Origin of the sequence: Streptomyces carminius, from assembly GCF_002794255.1 — a bacterium.
Taxonomy (GTDB): domain Bacteria; phylum Actinomycetota; class Actinomycetes; order Streptomycetales; family Streptomycetaceae; genus Streptomyces; species Streptomyces carminius.
Window position 1 is genome coordinate 53,241 of record NZ_PGGW01000011.1, and the last position, 18,010, is coordinate 71,250.

At 73.5% G+C, this 18,010-nt stretch carries 19 protein-coding genes; 7 read left to right on the forward strand and 12 right to left on the reverse strand.

Annotation, left to right across the window (positions count from 1 at the left end):
* The first annotated feature begins 15 nt into the window (after positions 1-15).
* A complete protein-coding gene (locus tag CUT44_RS03170) occupies positions 16-792 on the forward strand; it encodes a YqjF family protein (RefSeq protein ID WP_100200575.1) in 777 nt (258 codons plus the stop codon).
* Between the two features lie 36 nt (positions 793-828).
* On the opposite strand, the gene CUT44_RS03175 is transcribed toward CUT44_RS03170, so the two are convergent.
* Positions 829-1,590 carry a DUF1206 domain-containing protein gene (locus CUT44_RS03175; protein ID WP_233221193.1) on the reverse strand — a complete coding sequence of 254 codons (762 nt, stop codon included), beginning with the start codon at positions 1,588-1,590 and terminating at the stop codon, positions 829-831.
* Positions 1,591-1,770: 180 nt separating this feature from the next.
* Between CUT44_RS03175 and CUT44_RS03180 the strand changes: the two genes are divergently transcribed.
* The 3 genes from CUT44_RS03180 to CUT44_RS03190 all read left to right on the forward strand — a co-directional run bounded on the left by CUT44_RS03180 (position 1,771) and on the right by CUT44_RS03190 (position 4,631).
* Positions 1,771-2,901 carry an ABC transporter ATP-binding protein gene (locus tag CUT44_RS03180; RefSeq protein WP_233221194.1) on the forward strand — a complete coding sequence of 377 codons (1,131 nt, stop codon included), beginning with the start codon at positions 1,771-1,773 and terminating at the stop codon, positions 2,899-2,901.
* Complete coding sequence (locus CUT44_RS03185; protein ID WP_100200577.1) at positions 2,898-3,746, forward strand: ABC transporter permease; 849 nt, start codon at positions 2,898-2,900, stop codon at positions 3,744-3,746. The genes CUT44_RS03180 and CUT44_RS03185 overlap by 4 nt, the downstream gene beginning before the upstream one ends.
* Positions 3,747-3,815: 69 nt before the next feature.
* Entirely contained in the window at positions 3,816-4,631 is an 816-nt protein-coding gene (locus CUT44_RS03190; protein ID WP_233221214.1) for an ABC transporter permease, read from the forward strand.
* Positions 4,632-4,681: 50 nt separating this feature from the next.
* On the opposite strand, the gene CUT44_RS03195 is transcribed toward CUT44_RS03190, so the two are convergent.
* Positions 4,682-4,864, reverse strand: a complete 183-nt coding sequence (locus CUT44_RS03195; RefSeq protein ID WP_100200578.1) for a DUF397 domain-containing protein — start codon at positions 4,862-4,864, stop codon at positions 4,682-4,684.
* Positions 4,861-5,721 (reverse strand): helix-turn-helix domain-containing protein, encoded by an 861-nt coding sequence (locus CUT44_RS03200; RefSeq protein ID WP_233221195.1) that lies wholly within the window; start codon positions 5,719-5,721, stop codon positions 4,861-4,863. Before CUT44_RS03200 ends, CUT44_RS03195 begins: the two co-directional genes overlap by 4 nt.
* A 322-nt stretch (positions 5,722-6,043) precedes the next feature.
* On the opposite strand from CUT44_RS03200, the gene CUT44_RS03205 reads away from it, so the two are divergent.
* Positions 6,044-6,544: an ATP-binding protein gene (locus CUT44_RS03205; protein WP_100200579.1), complete on the forward strand. Its 501-nt coding sequence runs from the start codon at positions 6,044-6,046 to the stop codon at positions 6,542-6,544.
* Between the two features lie 110 nt (positions 6,545-6,654).
* Here CUT44_RS03205 and CUT44_RS03210 read toward each other — a convergent pair whose 3' ends face one another.
* A complete protein-coding gene (locus CUT44_RS03210; protein WP_100200580.1) occupies positions 6,655-7,614 on the reverse strand; it encodes an STM4015 family protein in 960 nt (319 codons plus the stop codon).
* A 280-nt stretch (positions 7,615-7,894) separates the two neighbouring features.
* Between CUT44_RS03210 and CUT44_RS03215 the strand changes: the two genes are divergently transcribed.
* Positions 7,895-8,500 carry a peptidase inhibitor family I36 protein gene (locus CUT44_RS03215; RefSeq protein ID WP_100200581.1) on the forward strand — a complete coding sequence of 202 codons (606 nt, stop codon included), beginning with the start codon at positions 7,895-7,897 and terminating at the stop codon, positions 8,498-8,500.
* An 89-nt stretch (positions 8,501-8,589) separates the two neighbouring features.
* Here CUT44_RS03215 and CUT44_RS03220 read toward each other — a convergent pair whose 3' ends face one another.
* The 6 genes from CUT44_RS03220 to CUT44_RS03240 all read right to left on the reverse strand — a co-directional run bounded on the left by CUT44_RS03220 (position 8,590) and on the right by CUT44_RS03240 (position 15,479).
* Positions 8,590-9,513: a glycoside hydrolase family 16 protein gene (locus CUT44_RS03220; protein ID WP_158239566.1), complete on the reverse strand. Its 924-nt coding sequence runs from the start codon at positions 9,511-9,513 to the stop codon at positions 8,590-8,592.
* A gap of 229 nt (positions 9,514-9,742) precedes the next feature.
* A complete protein-coding gene (locus CUT44_RS03225; protein WP_100200583.1) occupies positions 9,743-10,723 on the reverse strand; it encodes an acyl-ACP desaturase in 981 nt (326 codons plus the stop codon).
* Between the two features lie 316 nt (positions 10,724-11,039).
* Positions 11,040-13,475: a Tex family protein gene (locus tag CUT44_RS03230; protein WP_100200812.1), complete on the reverse strand. Its 2,436-nt coding sequence runs from the start codon at positions 13,473-13,475 to the stop codon at positions 11,040-11,042.
* A 99-nt stretch (positions 13,476-13,574) separates the two neighbouring features.
* Positions 13,575-13,700, reverse strand: a complete 126-nt coding sequence (locus CUT44_RS34450; RefSeq protein ID WP_269846161.1) for an LPFR motif small protein — start codon at positions 13,698-13,700, stop codon at positions 13,575-13,577.
* A gap of 101 nt (positions 13,701-13,801) precedes the next feature.
* Positions 13,802-14,671 (reverse strand): SCO6745 family protein, encoded by an 870-nt coding sequence (locus tag CUT44_RS03235; RefSeq protein WP_100200584.1) that lies wholly within the window; start codon positions 14,669-14,671, stop codon positions 13,802-13,804.
* A gap of 10 nt (positions 14,672-14,681) precedes the next feature.
* Entirely contained in the window at positions 14,682-15,479 is a 798-nt protein-coding gene (locus tag CUT44_RS03240; protein WP_100200585.1) for an enoyl-CoA hydratase/isomerase family protein, read from the reverse strand.
* Positions 15,480-15,802: 323 nt separating this feature from the next.
* On the opposite strand from CUT44_RS03240, the gene CUT44_RS03245 reads away from it, so the two are divergent.
* Entirely contained in the window at positions 15,803-16,363 is a 561-nt protein-coding gene (locus tag CUT44_RS03245; protein ID WP_100200813.1) for an ATP-binding protein, read from the forward strand.
* Here the strand turns inward: CUT44_RS03245 and idi are convergent.
* Together idi and CUT44_RS03255 are read right to left on the reverse strand one after the other, a co-directional pair.
* Positions 16,349-16,909 (reverse strand): isopentenyl-diphosphate Delta-isomerase, encoded by a 561-nt coding sequence (gene idi / locus CUT44_RS03250; RefSeq protein WP_100200586.1) that lies wholly within the window; start codon positions 16,907-16,909, stop codon positions 16,349-16,351. The genes CUT44_RS03245 and idi overlap by 15 nt on opposite strands.
* A 160-nt stretch (positions 16,910-17,069) precedes the next feature.
* A complete protein-coding gene (locus CUT44_RS03255; protein WP_100200587.1) occupies positions 17,070-17,990 on the reverse strand; it encodes a cation diffusion facilitator family transporter in 921 nt (306 codons plus the stop codon).
* Positions 17,991-18,010: the final 20 nt, after the last annotated feature.

Sequence of the window (18,010 nt, forward strand, 5' to 3'; positions counted from 1 at the left end):
TGCGATGCTGATGTCATGGCCTCCGCACCACGTGACCCGGAACCGGACCCGGAACCGATAACGGCCGATCCGGCCGGCTCCGTCGCCCGTCCGCTGCTCACCCAGTCCTGGCTCGACCTGGCCTTCCTGCACTGGGTCGCGGACCCGGCGGACGTGGCGCCGCTGCTGCCGCCCGGCACCGTGCCCGACACCCTCGACGGGACCACCTACGTCGGTCTCGTCGCCTTCCGCATGCACAAGGTCGGCTGGTTCCGGCTCCCCGGCATTCCGTATCTGGGCAGCTTCCCCGAGACCAACGTCCGCCTGTACTCGGTGGACGGACGCGGCCGCCGCGGCGTCGTCTTCCGCTCGCTGGACGCCTCCCGGCTGATCCCGGTGGTGGCCGGACGGTTCCTCTTCGGACTGCCGTACGTGTGGTCCCGGATGAGTGTCCGGCGCGAGGGCGACACCGTCTCCTACACCGGCACCCGGCGCCGGCCGGGCCCGCGCGGCGCGCACAGCGCGATCACCGTCGAGGTGGGCGAGGCGATCCGCGAGCCCACCGCGCTGGAGCACTTCCTCACCGCCCGCTGGGGGCTGCACACCACCTTCTTCGGGCGCGGGACGTACCTGCCGAACGTCCACCCGCGCTGGCCCCTGCACCGGGCCCGGCTGATCCGCTGCGAGGAGGACCTGATCGCCGCCGCGGGGTTGCCCGCTCCGGAGGGAGACCCGGTGAGCGTGCTGTACTCGCCCGGCGTCCCCGTGCGCTTCGGCCGCCCGGCCCGCCCCGCGGGCCTCCCCACGCACTGAGGGCCGGAAACCGGGACCGCCGGGTCGGTGCCGGGGTCAGCCCCGGTGCCAGCGGGCCAGCGCGAACATCAGCAGCCCGTACAGCGCCAGCCCCACGGCGACCGCCGCCAGCAGCCACGGGCCGGCCGGGGTCCCTGCGAGGGTGCGCAGGGAGTCGTCCAGGCCCTTCACCTCGTCCGCGTCGTACCGCACCGCCGCCACCACCACGAAGCCGCCCGCCACGGCGAAGACGATCCCGCGCGCGATGCCGCCCGCCACGCCCAGCACGTCCACGGGGCGCCGCATGCGCGCCGGCACCGGACCCAGCTCCTTGCGGTACTCCCGGCGAAGCGCCCGCACCCCGCTCCACACCCCGAGCACGACGGTCGCCAGGCCCACCGCGCCGACCAGCCAGCGGCCCGCCGGCAGTTCGAACACCCGGGCGGTGAGGTCCTCGGACCGCCGGTCGGACGAGCCGCCGCCACCGCTGCCCGCGGCGAAGGCGAGCGCGGACGCGGACAGCACGGCGAGCACCAGGAACCGTCCGGTGGACCGCAGCCGTTCCTCCGTCTTGTGACCACCGGGGCGCGCCGCGCCCAGCACCGCCTCCGACAGCCGCCACAGCGCCAGCGCGGCCAGCCCGACGCCGACCGCCCACACCAGGAAGTTCCCGAACGGCTGCTGGGCCAGCGCCCGCAGCGCGCCGCCGCTGTCCGCCTGGCTCTCCGGGTCGCCGAGGGCGATCCGCAGCGCTATCAGGCCGACCAGCAGATAGATCACGCCGTAGGCGACCAGCCCGCCGCGGGCGGCGGCCGTCATCGCGGAGCTGTTCGCGGCCCGTCGCGCGCCGCCGCGCACGGACGCCGGAGTCGGTGTTCTCGCAGTCCTCATACCGCACCGTCTGCCCGGTGCGGGCGCGGTGACGCACCACCGGAAATCGTTTGCCGCGTCCGGCCCGGGTCGGGCAGCCTCGTGCGGGCCACGACGGACGGAGACGCCTTGACAACGCCGCCAGGCAACCCGGACACGACCGACGGGATAGTCGCCCGAGGACTGACCAGGACCTTCCGGACCACCGTCCGGCGGCCGGGGCTCACCGGCGCCCTGCGGTCCCTGGTCGACCCGCTGCGGGAGGAGAAGACCGCCGTACGGGACGTCTCCTTCGAGGTGGGACGCGGTCAACTGCTCGCCCTTCTCGGGCCGAACGGCGCCGGCAAGTCCACCACGATCAAGATGCTCACCGGCATCCTCACCCCCACCTCGGGCGAGGCGCGGGTCGCGGGCGTGGTCCCGTACCGGCAGCGGGAGCGCAACGCCCGCAACATCGGCGCCGTCTTCGGCCAGCGCACCCAGCTGTGGTGGGATCTGCCCGCCCGCGAGTCGTTCGCGATCCTGCGGGACATCTACGGCGTGCCGGAGGGCGAACACCGCACCCGGCTCGCCGAGTTCGATTCCCTGCTGGAGTTGTCGGAGTTCTGGGACACCCGGGTGCGGCACCTCTCGCTCGGCCAGCGGGTGCGCTGCGACCTGGCCGCCGCGCTGCTGCACGACCCGCCGGTGGTCTTCCTGGACGAGCCGACCATCGGCATGGACGTGGTGGTCAAGGAGCAGGTCCGCACCTTCCTGCGGCACCAGGTGGAGCAGCGCGGCCGCACCGTCCTGCTCACCACCCACGACACGACCGAGGTGGCCCGGCTCGCGGAACGGGTCGTGCTGATCAACCACGGCCGCATCGTGCTGGACGGGACGCTGGCGGAGATCCGCCGCCGCTATGGCGGCACCTGGCAGGTGCACGCGACGCTGGACCCGGTGGAGGCGGAGGCCGCCGGGACCGCGGGGGCCGCCCTGCCGCCCGGCGTCCGGCTGGTGCGCCGGGAGGGGCCGCGCGTGGTGTTCGGCCCCGACGACCCGGGCGGGACCGGCGGTGCCGCGCCGCCCACCGTCCACCAGGCGCTGCGGGCGATCGTCGAGCGCTACCGGGTGACGGACCTGGCGCTGGAGGAGAACGATCTGGAGGACGTGATGCGCGCCGCCTACCTGCGGCAGGACGGGCCGGACCAGCAGGACGGGCGGGACGGGCACCGGGACGGCGCCGCCGCCCAGCCCGCCGGACGGGGCGCGGCCCGGTGACGGCCCCACTTCCGGACCCGCTTCCGGCCCCCGCCCGCGCCCCCGCCCGCCACGCCTGGCGGGCGGCCCGCATCACCCCGCTGGGCGAGCTGAGCTCCCCGCCCCGGCTCACCGCCACCGCCGTCCGGCTGACCGTCCAGATCTTCCTGGTGGTCTTCCTGTGGCGGGGGCTGTACGCGCAGACCGACGGCGCCGTCGCCGGACTCGACCGCGAACAGGCCGTGGCCTACGCGGTCCTGGCCGTGCTCGCCACCCGCGTGAGGGACCTGAACCGGCACCTCGGACGGGACACCGTCCAGCAGCACCTGCACTTCGGCACCATCGCCTACTGGTTCCTGCGACCGGTGCCGCCGCACCGCTACCACGCGCTGCGCGCGCTGGGCGACCAGCTCTACGGCTTCGCCTGGGTGATCGCCGGCTATCTGGTCTGCCGCGCCGCCGGGGTCCTGCCCCCGCCCGCCTCCGCCGCCGCGGCGGCCGCCTTCGCCGCCGGAGTGCTGCTGGGGCAGACCGTCCTGTACTTCGTCATGGCGCTCACCGACCTGCTGTGCTTCTGGACACTGCGCGACGACGCCGCCCTGCAGATCGTGCAGTTCGCGCAGAATCTGCTCTCCGGCGCCTTCGCGCCGCTGTGGTTCTTCCCCGGGTGGTTCCGCACGATGAGCGACCTCCTGCCGTTCCAGGCGACGCTGAACACCCCGCTCTCCCTCTACATCGGCCGCATCCCGCCCGCCGAGGCACCGCGGGCGCTGCTGGTGCAGGTGATGTGGGTGGTCGTCCTGGCCGCGCTCACCCGGTGGCTGTGGCACCGGGCCGCCCTCCGCGTCGTCCCCCAGGGAGGGTGACCGGCCGTGTCCCTCACCACCGGACCCCGCACCACCGGGCCCGCCCCCACCGGGCCCGCGCTCGCCGCCTTGCCGCGCCGCTGGGCCCGCGCCTGGTATCTCGTCTGGCGGATCACCCTGCTCAACCTCCGCGCGCAACTGGAGTACCGCGCCGAGTTCCTGATGTCGATCGGCTTCGGCATCGCCTGGCAGTCGTCCGTCATCGTCTTCGCGACGGTGCTGCTCCAGCGGTTCCCCGGCATGGGCGGCTGGAGCAGCGCGGACGTGCTGCTGATCGTCGGCACGCGGATGCTGGCCCACGCCCTGTACGTGCTGTTCTTCGGCCGGACCCACCGACTGCCGTTCCTGGTGCAGGAGGGGCTGATCGACGCCTGCCTGCTGCGGCCGATGCCCGTCTTCCGGCAGGTCCAGCTCGCCGTCTTCCCCACCCACGGCCTCGGCGACCTGCTGGTGGGCGCCACCATGTTCGCCTTCGCCGTCCAGCAGGCGGCCGAGCCGTGGACGGCCGGGCGGGCGGCGTTCCTGGCCGCCGCCGTGGTGGGCGGGATGCTGGTGGAGTCGGCGGTGTTCATCGCCCTCTCCAGCGCCGCGCTGCGCTTCCCGGCCACCTTCTACTGGAGCACCTGGGTGGACGAGCTGATGGCCACCTTCGGCAGCTATCCGCTGTCGATCCTGCCCCGGGCGGTGGGCGCGGTGTTCACCTTCGTCCTGCCGCTGGCGTTCATCGCCTACTTCCCGGCCGGGGTGCTGACCGGCCACGGCTCCGCGCTCGGCGTCCCGCTGTGGTTGGCGGCGGCCTCCCCGCTGGTCGGCCTGGCGGCCTTCGTGGCGGCACGGCTGCTGTGGAACTGGAGCCTGCGGCACTACACGGGGGTCAACGGCTGACGGACCGGGCCGGGGCCGCCCGGTCCGGCCCGCGTACGGCCCGTGCCCGCTCAGCCCTCGGCGGTGAGGGTGAGGAAGTCGGCCCACTCACGGCGGGTGAAGGTGAGCTGGGGGCCCTGGAGATCCTTGGAGTCCCGAACGTGGATGCCGTCGGAAGCGGCGGCTATCTCGACGCAGTTGCCGCCCTCGTTGTCGCTGTGGCTGCTCTTGATCCAGGTCAGGTCGGTGTTCACATCTCTCCCAGAAGCTGCTCGACGAACGCCGTGGACTCACGCGGGGTGAGAGCCTGCGCGCGGATCGTCCCATAGCGAGCCTCGAACACGCGCACATCCGCCCGCTCCGTGAACCATGCACTACGCCCCTGGGATTCTGTATAGGCGACTTTGGGACTATCCGGCGTCTCCAGCAGGGCCAGCGAGCCGACCAGCCCGGCGTGTTCCTCGACCGCCAGCGGCATGACCTGGAGGTCCACATGGTGCAGCCGGGCGACGCCGAGCAGGTGCTCCAACTGCCCGCGCAGCACTCGACGGCCGCCCAGCGGGCGGCGCAGCGCCGTCTCCTCCACGACGAAGCTCATCAGCGGCGCAGGATGCCGCTCGAAGACCGCGCGCCGCGCCAGCCGCGCGGCGACATGGCCCTCGATGGTCTCCTCGTCCAGGCCCGGACGGCGCATCAGATACATGGCGCGGGCGTACTCCTCGGTCTGGAGCGGACCCGGCACGACCATGGGGTCGTACATGTGGATCTCGACCGCCTCGCGCTCCAGCTTCGCGAACTCCCGGAAGCGCGCCGGGTAGCGCGTCTCCTCGATGTCCTCCCGTACGGCGTGGAAGATCCCACGCCCGTCCAGCTCCCGCTCCGCGCCTTCGATGAACTGGTCCTTGGGCGGGCGCCTGCCCCGCTCGACCGAGGAGACCTGGTCGACGCCGTAACCGATGCGCTTGCCGAACTCCGGCTGGGTCAGTCCGGCACGCTCTCGGAGGACCTTGATCTGCTTGCCGATCACCTTCAGAACGGGGTCGACCTTCTCGGCCTCCTCCGTCCCCTCACCGTCGACCGCCGTCTGCCACTGTCGTTCCACGTCTGCCACGCTGCTTCCCTCCCGGTGCGCTCCCGTGCTCACCGGGACCAACGGCCGAATCCGGCCGCCGTCACTGCCGGGCCGCCGGACGGCACGCCCGGCGGCCCGGACAGATACGCCTTGTACGGGTCGGCGGACGTGCCGTGTCCGTCGCCGCGGGGAGAACGGGGCGGGCGCCCGGACGGACCCACTCGGCCCTCACCCAGCTCTCGCCCCGGCCCCGTCCGGCCTCCGGCCTGCGCCGTACGGCATCTGACGCACCGTCGGACGAGGTTGCCCGTACCGGGGGCGTAGCTGGCCGGAAAGCGACGGCCCAGCCACTCTCGGTGAGGTGACAGCGCATATCGCACCCACCGAACTCCCCGCCCCCACCCACACCTTCACGCAGCTCTTCGGCGCGACGCCGCGCGGCGCGCGGGTCGCCCGGCTGATGACGGTCCGGCAGCTCGCCCTGTGGGGCTGGCCGCACGGGCACGAGGTGTCGGAGGCCGTGACCGCGATCGTGGCCGAGCTCGCCGCGAACGCGGCGACCCACGGCAGGGCCGGCGGGCACGCCTTCCAGCTCCGGCTGGTCGTCGGGCCGGGGCTGCTGCAACCCGACGTGCTCCGCGTCGAGGTCGCCGACGCGTGCGGCGGTGCACGGCCGGACCCGTCCGAGCCCGTGAGGGTGCCGGGGCCGGAGGAGGAGTCCGGGCGCGGGCTGCTGCTGGTGGAGACCTTCGCCGCCCGGTGGGGCGTGACCGACCGGCTGTACTGCGGCAAGACCGTCTGGGCCGAACTGGACCTGACCGCGGGTCCGGCGAATCCCGCGCGACCGGCGGCCGGAAGGTGACGGCCGTGGTTCCGCTTCCCGGGAGCGGCCGAGCCCGTGCCTGCCCGATGACCGCAGGGCGGGCACGGTGCCGGCTCCCGGGCGGTGCCGGGCCGCCCCGGTGGCCGGGACTACTCGGAGACCGCGACGTAGCGCCAGGTCTCGCCGTTGTACTCCTCGGGCTTCTCCTGCTCGGAGAGGTCCACGTCCACCCCGGCGTCCTCCAGCTCCTCGCGGATCCGTTCCATCATGGCGTCGCTGAGGAAGTGGTGGCTCAGGTCGAGCTTCGTCAGGTGGGTGAGGGGCTGGCCGCTGAGCAGGGCCTCGGCGCCGGTGTCGGTGAGGGTGCCCATGGACAGGTCCAGGGTGTGCAGCCGGGCCACCACCGGGGCGCTCGCGACGGCCGCGGCGATCTCGTCCTGGAGCTCGCTGTCCGTCAGCCCCAGGCCGCGCAGTGCGGGCAGGCGCTCACCGGCCAGGATCGGCGCCAGGTCCGCCACCGTGGCGTCGCCGCCGTAGTCGGTGACGCCCAGCCACAGCTCCAGTTCCTCCAGCGCGGGCAGGTCACTGGCGGCGACCCCGCGCACCACGCCGCCGGGCAGGCCGCCGGACTCGAACCGCAGGACGCGCAGGTGCTCGTGGCGGACGGGGCGGAACACCAGGCCGGTGCCGCCGCGCACCCCGAACTCGCGCAGCTTGGGGTATGCCTCCAGCACCGGGGTGACGTCGGACTGCTGGATCCAGGAGATCTCCGCATCCTCGAACGTCATGTCTCCGATGAAGACGGTCTCCAGGGACGGGAAGCGGTCGGCGTTCGAGGTGAGCATCTCGACGACGGGGCCGGAGTTATCCTCCTCCTCCGCGACCTCGCCCCACATCCCGATGACCAGCCCGCGGACCGCGGTGGTGTCCACGGCCTCCAGGAAGCTGTGCCACAGGCCCTCGAAACCACCCTTCGGGTAGTCGTCGATGTAGGGGTTGAAGGACAGGCGCCAGACCACGGATCCGGCCGCCGGCAGGTCACCGGCAGGGGTCCCCGACGCGAAGTCGTGGACGGGCAGTCCGTGCAGCTCCGTCAGATGATGGGCCATGGTGCTCTCTCCTGATCTCGGGGGATGGTGCGGAACGTTCTATCAACTCCCACTGACACGGCCTCCGTCGGGCTGTCCGACCGCTCCATGGCGTGCTGTCACATGCCACGGGCCCTTTCGGGGATGATGGCCACGCCTTTCACCCCTTCGGGTGCTTCTTGTGTGCTTGTGAAGAGGAATGCCGGATTCTTCGTGAGGATGGCGGTGACCGCTTCACCGAAACCTGTCACCGAGCCGGGCCGCCGCCCGCGGCGGCCCGGTGACGGAAGGGGGAACAACCATGCGCAAGCGTGCAGCACGACTCCTGGGTGCCGCGATCGCCGTGGCGGGACTGCTCGCGGCGGCCCCGTCCACCGGCGCCGCGGAGTTCTCACCGGCCGCCGGCCCCGCACCGGCCGCACCCGCCGCGAAGTCCGCTCCGGCCGGGGCGGTGGCCCGGTACGAGGGGCGGGAGATCAACCTGGCGGAGGGCTGGCAGGGCGCCCATACCTGCGTCGTCCACACCCGACAGGACATCCGCTGCCACTCCGACGCCGCCGATGCCGACGCCGCCCTCGGCTACCGGCGGGCCGCCGATCCCCTCGTCCGCCGCGCCGCCTCCCCGCGGGCCGCGGTAGCCGTCCCGGCCTGCGCCGGGGGCTGGCTGTGCCTCTACGAGCACGCCAACGGGCAGGGGCGCCGGCTGATCTTCAACGACGAGTACTGGCACAACCTCTACGACTACGGTTTCCAGAACCAGACCAGCTCTTGGCGGAACACCCAGTCCCGGGGCGACTCCGGCGGGCTGCGCATGTCGGACACCCAGCAGCAGATCTGGCTGGGTGCCCCCGGCTACGTCTCCTACATCGGCATCTACAACGACAAGGCGTACATGGTCCACGGCTGATGGGCGGCGGTGATCCCGTACACCCACGGGGGGAGGGGCCGGGCCCCGGTGAGCCGAACCGGGCCCGGTCCCGCCCCCGCCACGGGAAGTCAGCGGGGGAGCGTGGTGGAGTCGATGTACGCACTGGTCTCGACCTGCGGCCGCTGGGTGGCCGGGCCGTCCAGCGGGTCCCACGAGTCGGTGTGCCAGACGTTCTGCATGAACGCGCCCGGCTTGTCGGGGATACGGGAGGCCGGTCCCCGGTAGTCCCACAGGATCTTCTTGTCGCCGTCGTCGTCGTAGGTCCAGAAGACCACCGAGTCCGGCTGCCAGTCGAACATGTAGGTGTGGAACTGGGCGGACGAGTCGAAGTCCGGGTCGGGCTCGATGCTCGCGGGCACGTTCTCGCCCGGCCGCTCCTTCACGCACTCGCCGCCGAGCTGCTCGTTGTAGCAGTTGTAGAGGACCTTGCCGGTGCGCATGTCGATCGCGCGGGCGATCTTGCGGACGGCGTTGGTGGACTCCTCGTAGTCGGTCCAGAGGGTCAGCCAGACGACGTGCGGCTGGGCGCAGAGCACCTCGACGTCGATCTCGTCGTTGTCCGGCAGCCCGTTGCCGTTGTCGTCGCCGTGGTCGCCGGAGTAGGTGAAGGTGCCGGTGATGACGCCGACGCGGCCCTGTCCGCTGCAGTCCGCCGTCTTGATGCGGGTGCCGTAGGTGCCGTACTGGTACGTGCGGTCGTCACTGCTGATCTCCACGCCCTGCCACGGGCCGACGCCGGGCCTGGCGTTCAGGGTGAGCCGCAGGGCGCTGCCGTCCTCGGCGCCGTCGGCGGAGACGACCGCGGTGGTGCCGCCGGAGGCCCCGGTCTTGGAGAAGTGGGGGGAGTCACCGGTCCAGTTCTCGGTCACGGGGGCGGCCGTGGCCGTGGTGGCGAGGAGGGCGCCGGCCGTGGCGGCCGCCGCGCCCGCCGTGAGCCAGCGCAGGCTCCGGACGCCGCGGCGCTTCCTGGAGTGCTGTGGGGGGTGGGGCACGTTCTCTCCCTTACGGGGGTGGTACGGACTCGTGCGGGAAGCTGCCCGGCGCGGCGGGTGCGTTGCCCGGAGCGCCGGACGAAGTCGTGAGAGCGCTCTCACGATCCTCCGTGGCGGGAGGGTACCAATGTCCTGACCGGATGGGGGTGTTGGAGGACTCCGGGGAAGACGAACGGCCCGGCGGCGCCCGAGGGCACCTCCGGGCCGTGGCGTACGCCCGGCGGCCGGGTCAGGAACCGGCCGCCTCCTTGCGGGCCTCGATGCGGGCGCGGCGGGCGGCCAGGCGCTCGTCGAGCTTGCGGGCCTCGCCGTCCAGGCCGTCCATGTACAGGCCCAGTTCCTCCTGCGCCTTCAGCCCGTCGGGGCCGAGGCCGCCGATCTCCATGATCTTCAGGAAGCGCAGCACCGGCTGGAGCACGTCGTCGTGGTGGATGCGCAGGTTGTAGATCCCGCCGATGGCCATCTGCGCGGCGGCCCGCTCGAAGCCGGGCATGCCGTGGCCGGGCATCCGGAAGTCGACCACCACGTCGCGGACCGCCTGCATGGTCTGGTCCGGGGCGATCTCGAAGGCCGCCCGCAGCAGGTTGCGGTAGAAGACCATGTGCAGGTTCTCGTCGGTGGCGATCCGGGCGAGCATCCGGTCACAGACCGGGTCGCCGGACTGGTGGCCGGTGTTGCGGTGCGAGATACGGGTGGCCAGCTCCTGGAAGGAGACGTAGGCGACCGAGTGGAGCATCGACTGCCAGCCGTCGGACTCGTAGCCCTCCGACATGTGCGTCATCCGGAGCCTCTCCAGCCGCACCGGGTCCACGGCGCGGGAGGTCAGCAGGTAGTCGCGCATCACGATGCCGTGCCGCCCCTCCTCGGCGGTCCAGCGGTGCACCCAGGTGCCCCAGGCGCCGTCGCGGCCGAAGCGGGTGGCGATCTCGCGGTGGTAGCTGGGGAGGTTGTCCTCCGTCAGGAGGTTGACCACCAGGGCGATGCGGCCGATGTCGGTGACCTTGGACTGCTCGGGCGCCCAGGGGTCGCCGTCCAGCGGGCCGTCGAAGTTCCGGCCGTCGCTCCAGGGCACGTACTCGTGCGGCATCCACTCCTGGGCAACCTTCAGGTGCCGGTTCAGCTCCTTCTCGACCACCTCCTCCAGGGCGTACAGCAGGCGGGCGTCCGTCCACTGTCCGGAACCGGGAACGGGAGGGGTGGCAAGGGTCATCAATGCTCCAAGGGCGGGACGTGCACAGGATCTACCTACGGCGCCGTAGGTTACGAAACCGTAAGTTATAGGGCTGCCAAAAGGCAAGGCCGCCTCTGTGAACAGGGGGTACACCGGGGGTTCCCGTTCACCCGAGAGGGTGCGGCGGGCCGGTGACCGGCGGATGGCGAGGCCCGGGCACGGCGGGGAACACCCGGCGGACGGCATCGGCGTGACGTGCGGTCGGCAAAAGCGGAACGCCGGGATCGCGGGTGCCGGGCCGTCTCAGGCGGGGGCGGGGACGACGCCCCGCCCCCGCCCCGTACGCCGGAGGACGTCAGGCCAGGCCCGCGCGGCGCAGCGCCTCCGCCATCTCGCTGTTGGCCGGGGCCGGGGCCGTGCCGCGGCTGTCGCGGCGCTGCCCGCCCTGGCGCTCACCCTGGCGCTGGCGTGGAGCGCCGGACCGCTGTCCGCCCTGCTGTCCGCTCTGTCCGCCGCGCTGCCCGCGCCCGGAACGGCCGCCGTCGCGTCCGCCCCCGCCGCCCGGGGCCGCCTCGTCGTCCAGCCGCATCGTCAGCGAGATCCGTTTGCGCGGCACGTCCACGTCCAGGACCTTGACCTTCACGATGTCGCCCGGCTTGGCCACCTCGCGCGGGTCCTTCACGAAGGACCGCGACATCGCCGAGACATGGACCAGCCCGTCCTGGTGGACGCCGACGTCCACGAAGGCGCCAAACGCGGCGACGTTGGTCACCACGCCCTCCAGGACCATCCCCGGGGCCAGGTCGCCGATCTTCTCCACACCCTCCTTGAAGGTGGCGGTGCGGAAGGCCGGGCGCGGGTCGCGGCCGGGCTTCTCCAGCTCCTTCAGGATGTCGGTGACCGTCGGCAGACCGAAGGTGTCGTCCACGAACTCCTGGGGCCGCAGGCTGCGCAGCACCTTCGTGTTGCCGATGAGGGCGGCGACGTCCTCGCCGGTGGTCTTCACCATCCGGCGTACCACCGGGTACGCCTCGGGGTGGACGGACGAGGCGTCCAGCGGGTCGTCGCCGCCGCGGATGCGCAGGAAGCCCGCGCACTGCTCGTACGCCTTGGGGCCCAGCCGGGGGACGTCCTTGAGGGCCTTGCGGCTGCGGAAGGGGCCGTTGGCGTCGCGGTGGGCGACGATGTTCTCCGCGAGGCCCGCGCCGATGCCCGACACCCTCGACAGCAGCGGCGCCGAGGCGGTGTTGACGTCCACACCGACACCGTTGACGCAGTCCTCGACGACCGCGTCCAGCGAACGGGACAGCTTCACCTCGGACACGTCGTGCTGGTACTGGCCGACCCCGATCGACTTGGGGTCGATCTTGACCAGCTCGGCCAGCGGGTCCTGCAGGCGCCGGGCGATGGAGACCGCGCCGCGCAGCGAGACGTCCAGCTCCGGCAGTTCACGGGAGGCGAAGGCCGATGCGGAGTACACCGAGGCGCCCGCCTCGGAGACCAGCACCTTGGTCAGCTTCAGCTCCGGGTGCGCCTCGCACAGCTCGGCCGCCAGCCTGTCCGTCTCCCGGGAAGCGGTGCCGTTGCCGATGGCGATCAGCTCGACGCGGTGCTCCTTCGCCAGCCGCGCCAGGGTCGCCAGCGCCTCCTTCCAGCGGTTCTGCGGGACGTGCGGGTAGATCGTGGCGGTGGCGGCGACCTTGCCGGTGGCGTCGACGACGGCGACCTTCACACCGGTGCGGTAGCCCGGGTCCAGGCCCATGGTGGCGCGGGTGCCGGCCGGGGCGGCCAGCAGCAGGTCGCGCAGGTTGGCGGCGAACACCGCGACCGCGTCGTCCTCGGCGGCGGTGCGCAGCCGCAGCCGCAGGTCGATGCCGAGATGGACCAGGATGCGGGTGCGCCAGGCCCAGCGGACGGTGTCGGCCAGCCACTTGTCGGCGGGACGACCCCGGTCCCGGATACCGAACCGGTGGGCGACGGCGCGCTCGTACTCGGACGGGACGGCCGTTCCCGGGGAGGAGGCGCCCTCGGCGGCGTCCGCCGGCTCCGGGTCCAGGGTGAGGTCGAGGACGTCCTCCTTCTCGCCCCGCAGCAGTGCCAGCACCCGGTGCGAGGGAAGCCGCTCGAAGGGCTCGGCGAAGTCGAAGTAGTCGGCGAACTTGGCGCCCTGCTCCTCCTTGCCCTCCCGCACCCTCGAGACCAGCCGGCCGCGCCGCCACATCCGCTCGCGCAGCTCGCCGAGGAGGTCGGCGTCCTCACCGAAGCGCTCGGTGAGGATCGCCCGCGCGCCCTCCAGCGCGGCGGCGGTGTCCGCCACGCCCTTGCCGGGGTCGACGAACGCGGCCGCGGCGGCGGACGGCTCCACGGCGGGGTCGTCCAGCAGCCCGTCGGCCAGCGGCTCCAGACCCGCCTCGCGGGCGATCTGCGCCTTGGTGCGCCGCTTGGGCTTGTAGGGGAGGTAGATGTCCTCCAGCCGCGCCTTGGAGTCGGCGGCGCGGATACGGGCCGCCAGCTCGTCGTCGAGCTTCCCCTGGGCGCGTACGGACTCCAGGATCGCGGCGCGCCGCTCCTCCAGCTCCCGCAGATAGCGCAGCCGCTCCTCGAGGGTGCGCAGCTGCGCGTCGTCGAGGCCGCCGGTGGCCTCCTTGCGGTAGCGCGCGACGAACGGCACGGTGGAGCCGCCGTCGAGCAGGTCGACGGCGGCTCTGATCTGCCGTTCCGGTACGCCGAGTTCCTCGGCGATCCTGCCCTCGACGGACGCCGCGGGCGGCGCCCCGTTCTCGACGGGCATCTCTCCGATGGACTGTGTCACGATCCGTTCCGCCTTCTCGGTGCTGGGTGCTCCCCCTGGTAGCCCGCATTGTGGCAGGCGGCACCGACGGGCGGACGGTCAGACGCGGCGACCGGCGTGGGACGCTCCGCCGAAGAGGCGGGCGAGGAGTCGGAAGGGCAGGGTCACCACGGTCGCGATGGCGCCGCCCACGGTACGGAGTGCGTCTGCTATTGCTCGGAACATGCATAACGGATGGCCGCTGCCGCGCCGGACAAACCTCCCCGGTTTCGCGGGGATTGGTGCCGGGCCGCTCCGGGAGGCGGCCCGGCGCGGCCCGGGGCGGGTCAGCCCCTGCCGAAGACGTCCGGGGGGAAGGCGCCCGCGCCGACGGCCGCCGTGGTGAAGGCGCCGCACAGTTCGGTCAGCCGCGCGGTGCCCGCCGCGCCGAGGTGCTCGTACGGCGCGGCGTCGAGCCGGTCGGTCTCCGCCTCCAACTCCTTGCGCAGGGCGGTGCCGGCCTCGGTCGGCTCGCCCGTGGCGTCCAGCAGCCCGCGCCCGCGCAGCCGGTCCCGGGCCGCGTCCCAGTCGCCGCGGTGCCAGCCGCGGGTGGCCAGCACCCACTTCGGGCTCATGCCGTGGCCGCTGGCGGTGTGGCTGACCAGGGCCTCCACCGGGTCCAGCCCGGCGTGCTGGAGGACGGCCAGATGGCCGTCGCCGCGGTGCTCGCGCAGCAGCGTGGCCGCGTGCCACAGGGCCAGGTGCGGCGCCTCGGGCACCGGGAGGTCGGCGTGCGCGGCGTACAGCGGACGGCCCGGCCGTACGCACCCCTCGGCGGCGCGCAGCGCCAGCCGGGCCGCCTCGGTCATCTCCCCGGACTCCACGGCCTCCTCGCCCAGCAGCCGCCGCAGCATCGAGTCGGCGGCGCGCAGCCGCGCGGCGATCACGGCGCCGGGGGCCGCCGACTCCCAGACGGCCGGCAGATGGCGGGCGACGAGGTCGTGGTGGAAGCTGTGGAAGACCGCGGTGACGACCCCCGGTCCGACCCGGCCCAGCGGTGCGGCCCGGCCGGCCAGATAGACCGCGGTGGGGTCCTCGATGCCGTACGGGGCCAGTTCCCGGGCCAGGTCGGGGGCGAAGTAGAGCGCCGAGTGCAGGGGGTTGAGGACGGCGTGGCAGCGCCGTCCGGCACGTGCGGGGAGCGACGAGGTGGTCATGCCCGGAACGCTACCGGCTGGTAATGCGCCAGGTGAAGACCGGGTCCCGCCGCTGGAGGAAGGCGGCGACCCCCTCGGCCGCCTCGCCGCTCTCCCGTGCCCGGCGCTCCCAGTACGCGACCCGCTCCGGGGCCGGCGCGCCGTCCGCGGCGCCGTCGGCGAACTCCTTGGCCGCGGCCTGGGTCAGCAGCGACCGGGAGGCCAGCAGCCGGGCGAACCGGCGCACCCGGGCGTCCAGCTCGCCGGCCGGGTGCACCTCGTCGACCAGCCCGGTGCGCAGGGCGCGCCCGGCGTCGATCAGCTCGCCGGAGAACAGCAGGTACTTGGTGGTGGCCGGGCCCACCAGGGAGACCAGCCGCCGGGTGGAGGAGGCCGCGTAGACGATGCCGAGCTTCGCCGGGGTGACGCCGAAGAGGGTCCCCTCGGCGGCGAAGCGCAGATCGCAGGCGGCGGCGAGCTGGCAGCCGCCGCCCACGCAGTGCCCGCGCACGGCGGCCAGGGTGGGCAGGGGGAAGGCGGCCAGCGCCTCCTCGGCGGTCACCGCCAGCCCGCGCGACTCCTCGCCGCCGTCGCGCAGGGCACCGATGTCGGCGCCCGCGCAGAAGGTCTCGCCCCAGCCGGTGAGGACGAGCACCCGTACCGCGGGGTCGGCGGCGAGCCGCTCCAGCGCGGCGGGCACCTCGCGCCACATCTGCGGGGTCATGGCGTTGCGTTTGGCCGGGTTGTGGACGGTGAGGGTGGCGACCCCGTCGGTGACGTCGGTGAGCAGGGCCGGCCGGTAGACCGGCGGCTGGGTGTGCCGGGACATGTACCGGATGGTAACCGCCCCGGCGGCCGATGCCGGGGCGGGCGCGGAGAGGGCGCGGGGCGGGGGAGCGTGGGCGGACGGAAGGGGGCGCCCCCGGCCGGGCGCGCAGGAACAGTCGCACGCGCGAGCGCTGTGTAAAAGCATCTGTCATTTGCCATCGATAAGTGCCGACTTGCGGTCACCCTCCCGGAAGCCCCCTTCCACCGGCGAACACTCGACGGAAGCAGCGGCCCGGCACCGGGCCGCCCGGGTACGGCGGGAGAACGCCGTTGCGCAGCCGGGAACACAACCGAGGCGACACGGTCGAGAGCGGGGTACGGCAGATGGGGACATGCGGGGGCACCTCCGCCGACGCGGGCACGGCTGCGGCTGCGGCTGCGGCGGGCACGGCGGGCACGGCGGGCACGGCCGTGCCGGGGAGCGGGACCGTACGGTCGCGGCCGTACGAGGGGACCTGGCGGTTCACCGCCCCCGTCCAGGACTCCTCCGTCCCCCGGGCGCGGCACACGGTGCGGGACATCATCGGCCGCGCGGGCGTCCCGGTCCACGGGGAGCTGCTGCACGCCCTGCTGCTGGTCCTGTCCGAACTGGTCACCAACGCCGTGCGGCACGCGGCGCTGCTCTCCCCGGAGGTGGGTGTGGAGATCCGTGTCGGCGCGGGCCGGGTGCGGGTCGGGGTCGAGGACGGCCATCCCTACCGGCCCGCGGCCCTGGCCGCCGACCCGGCGCACGAGCACACCGGTGGGCGCGGGCTGCTGCTGGTCAGGGCCGTCACCGCCGAGGCGGGCGGGAGCTGCGGGGTCGAGCGGACCGCGTCCGGCGGCAAGGTGGTGTGGGCCGCCCTGCCGCTGCCGCCGCAGGCCGGGCCGTCACCAGCCCGCTGACGTCCCGGCCACCTCGCGGATGCCGGGGCGCGCCGCGTCCAGCACCGTCATGAACCAGGCCGAGAACGGCTCCACCGCGTGCCGCTTGAGCAGCTCCTCGGGAGTCACGAAGGCCGTCTCGGCGATCTCGTCCGGATCCGGCCGCGGCGACTCGCGGACCAGCCCCGCGAAGAGGTGGTTGTACTCCTGCTCCACCAGCCCCGAGGCCGGGTCCGGGTGGTTGTAGCGCACCGTGCCCGCCTCCCGCAGCAGCGCGGGCGCCACCCCCAGCTCCTCGCCCACCCGGCGCACGGCGGCGGCGAAGGGCGCCTCGCCGGGGTAGGGGTGGCCGCAGCAGGTGTTGGACCACACGCCGGGGGAGTGGTACTTCCCCAGTGCCCTGCGCTGGAGCAGCAGCCGGCCCATCTCGTCGAAGAGGAAGACGGAGAACGCCCGGTGCAGCCGGCCCGGGGCCAGATGGGCGGAGAGTTTCTCCGCGGTACCGACGGTCGTGCCCTCCTCGTCGACCAGTTCGAGCATGATCGGGTCAGCTGTGCTGTGCGGCATGTCCGCCTTTCGTCAGGATGTGCCGGAACAGTGGTTCGCCCGGTGGTCCGACCGTCCGTACCAGTGTGCCGCACACCATCCGGTGCCGCGCGCCGGACATACGCGGGGGCACCGGGAACGCCGGGAACGCCGAGAACCCGGTGCCGCGCACCGGGTTCGTTCAGTGGCACACCCGCCCCTCGTGCTCCGCGTGCCCGCGCGGTTCGAGCTGGAAGGTGCAGTGTTCGACGTCGAAGTGCCGGCCCAGGCAGTTCCGCAGGTCGTGCAGGACCCTGTCGTGGCCCCCGGACTCCAGCGTCCCCCGGTCGACCACCACATGCGCGGAGAGCACCGGCATACCGGAGGTGATGGTCCACACGTGCAGGTCGTGCAGGCCCTCCACGCCGGGCACGGCCAGGATGTGCTTCCGCACCCGGGCCACGTCCACGTTCCGGGGCGCCGCCTCCAGCAGCACCTCCAGCGCCTCGCGCGCCAGCTTCACCGTGCGCGGCACGATCAGCACCGCGATCAGCAGTGAGGCCAGCGGGTCGGCCCGCTGCCAGCCGGTCACCACGATCACCAGCGCCGCGATGATCACGGCGAGGGAGCCGAGGGCGTCCGCCGCCACCTCCAGGAAGGCGCCGCGCACATTGAGGCTCTCGCGCTGCCCGCGCATCAGCAGCGCCAGGGACACCCCGTTGAGGGCCAGGCCGATCACGCCGAAGAGGACCGTCGTCCCGCCGGGCACCTCCGCCGGGTGCCGCAGCCGCTCGACGGCCTCCAGCAGGATGTAGCCGCCGACCCCGAGCAGCAGCAGGCAGTTGAGCAGCGCGGCGAGGATCTCGGCCCGCGCGAGGCCGAAGGTGCGGCGCTCGCTGCCGGGCCGGTTGGCGATCCGGACCGCCAGCAGCGCCATCCCGATGCCGACCGCGTCGGTCGCGACATGGCCGGCGTCCGCCAGCAGCGCCAGCGAACCGGTCAGCGCCGCACCCACCAGCTCGGCGACCAGCAGGACGACCGCGATGCCCAGCGCGGCGAGCAGCCGCCCCCGGTGCGCGGCGCCCGCCGTCACCGGCCCGCCGTGGTGGTGCCCTGCGCCCATGAGTGGTGCCTCCGCAAAGT

Bases quoted from the DNA above. Each gene is read 5' to 3' on its own strand.
- idi (WP_100200586.1), bottom strand. From the start codon at position 16,909: ATGCCGCACAGCACAGCTGACCCGATCATGCTCGAACTGGTCGACGAG.
- CUT44_RS03175 (WP_233221193.1), bottom strand. From the start codon at position 1,590: ATGACGGCCGCCGCCCGCGGCGGGCTGGTCGCCTACGGCGTGATCTAT.
- CUT44_RS03225 (WP_100200583.1), bottom strand. From the start codon at position 10,723: ATGACCCTTGCCACCCCTCCCGTTCCCGGTTCCGGACAGTGGACGGAC.
- CUT44_RS03215 (WP_100200581.1), top strand. From the start codon at position 7,895: ATGCGCAAGCGTGCAGCACGACTCCTGGGTGCCGCGATCGCCGTGGCG.
- CUT44_RS03235 (WP_100200584.1), bottom strand. From the start codon at position 14,671: ATGACCACCTCGTCGCTCCCCGCACGTGCCGGACGGCGCTGCCACGCC.
- CUT44_RS03255 (WP_100200587.1), bottom strand. From the start codon at position 17,990: ATGGGCGCAGGGCACCACCACGGCGGGCCGGTGACGGCGGGCGCCGCG.
- CUT44_RS03170 (WP_100200575.1), top strand. From the start codon at position 16: ATGGCCTCCGCACCACGTGACCCGGAACCGGACCCGGAACCGATAACG.
- CUT44_RS03240 (WP_100200585.1), bottom strand. From the start codon at position 15,479: ATGTCCCGGCACACCCAGCCGCCGGTCTACCGGCCGGCCCTGCTCACC.
- CUT44_RS03245 (WP_100200813.1), top strand. From the start codon at position 15,803: ATGGGGACATGCGGGGGCACCTCCGCCGACGCGGGCACGGCTGCGGCT.
- CUT44_RS03210 (WP_100200580.1), bottom strand. From the start codon at position 7,614: ATGGCCCATCATCTGACGGAGCTGCACGGACTGCCCGTCCACGACTTC.
- CUT44_RS34450 (WP_269846161.1), bottom strand. From the start codon at position 13,700: ATGTTCCGAGCAATAGCAGACGCACTCCGTACCGTGGGCGGCGCCATC.
- CUT44_RS03230 (WP_100200812.1), bottom strand. From the start codon at position 13,475: ATGCCCGTCGAGAACGGGGCGCCGCCCGCGGCGTCCGTCGAGGGCAGG.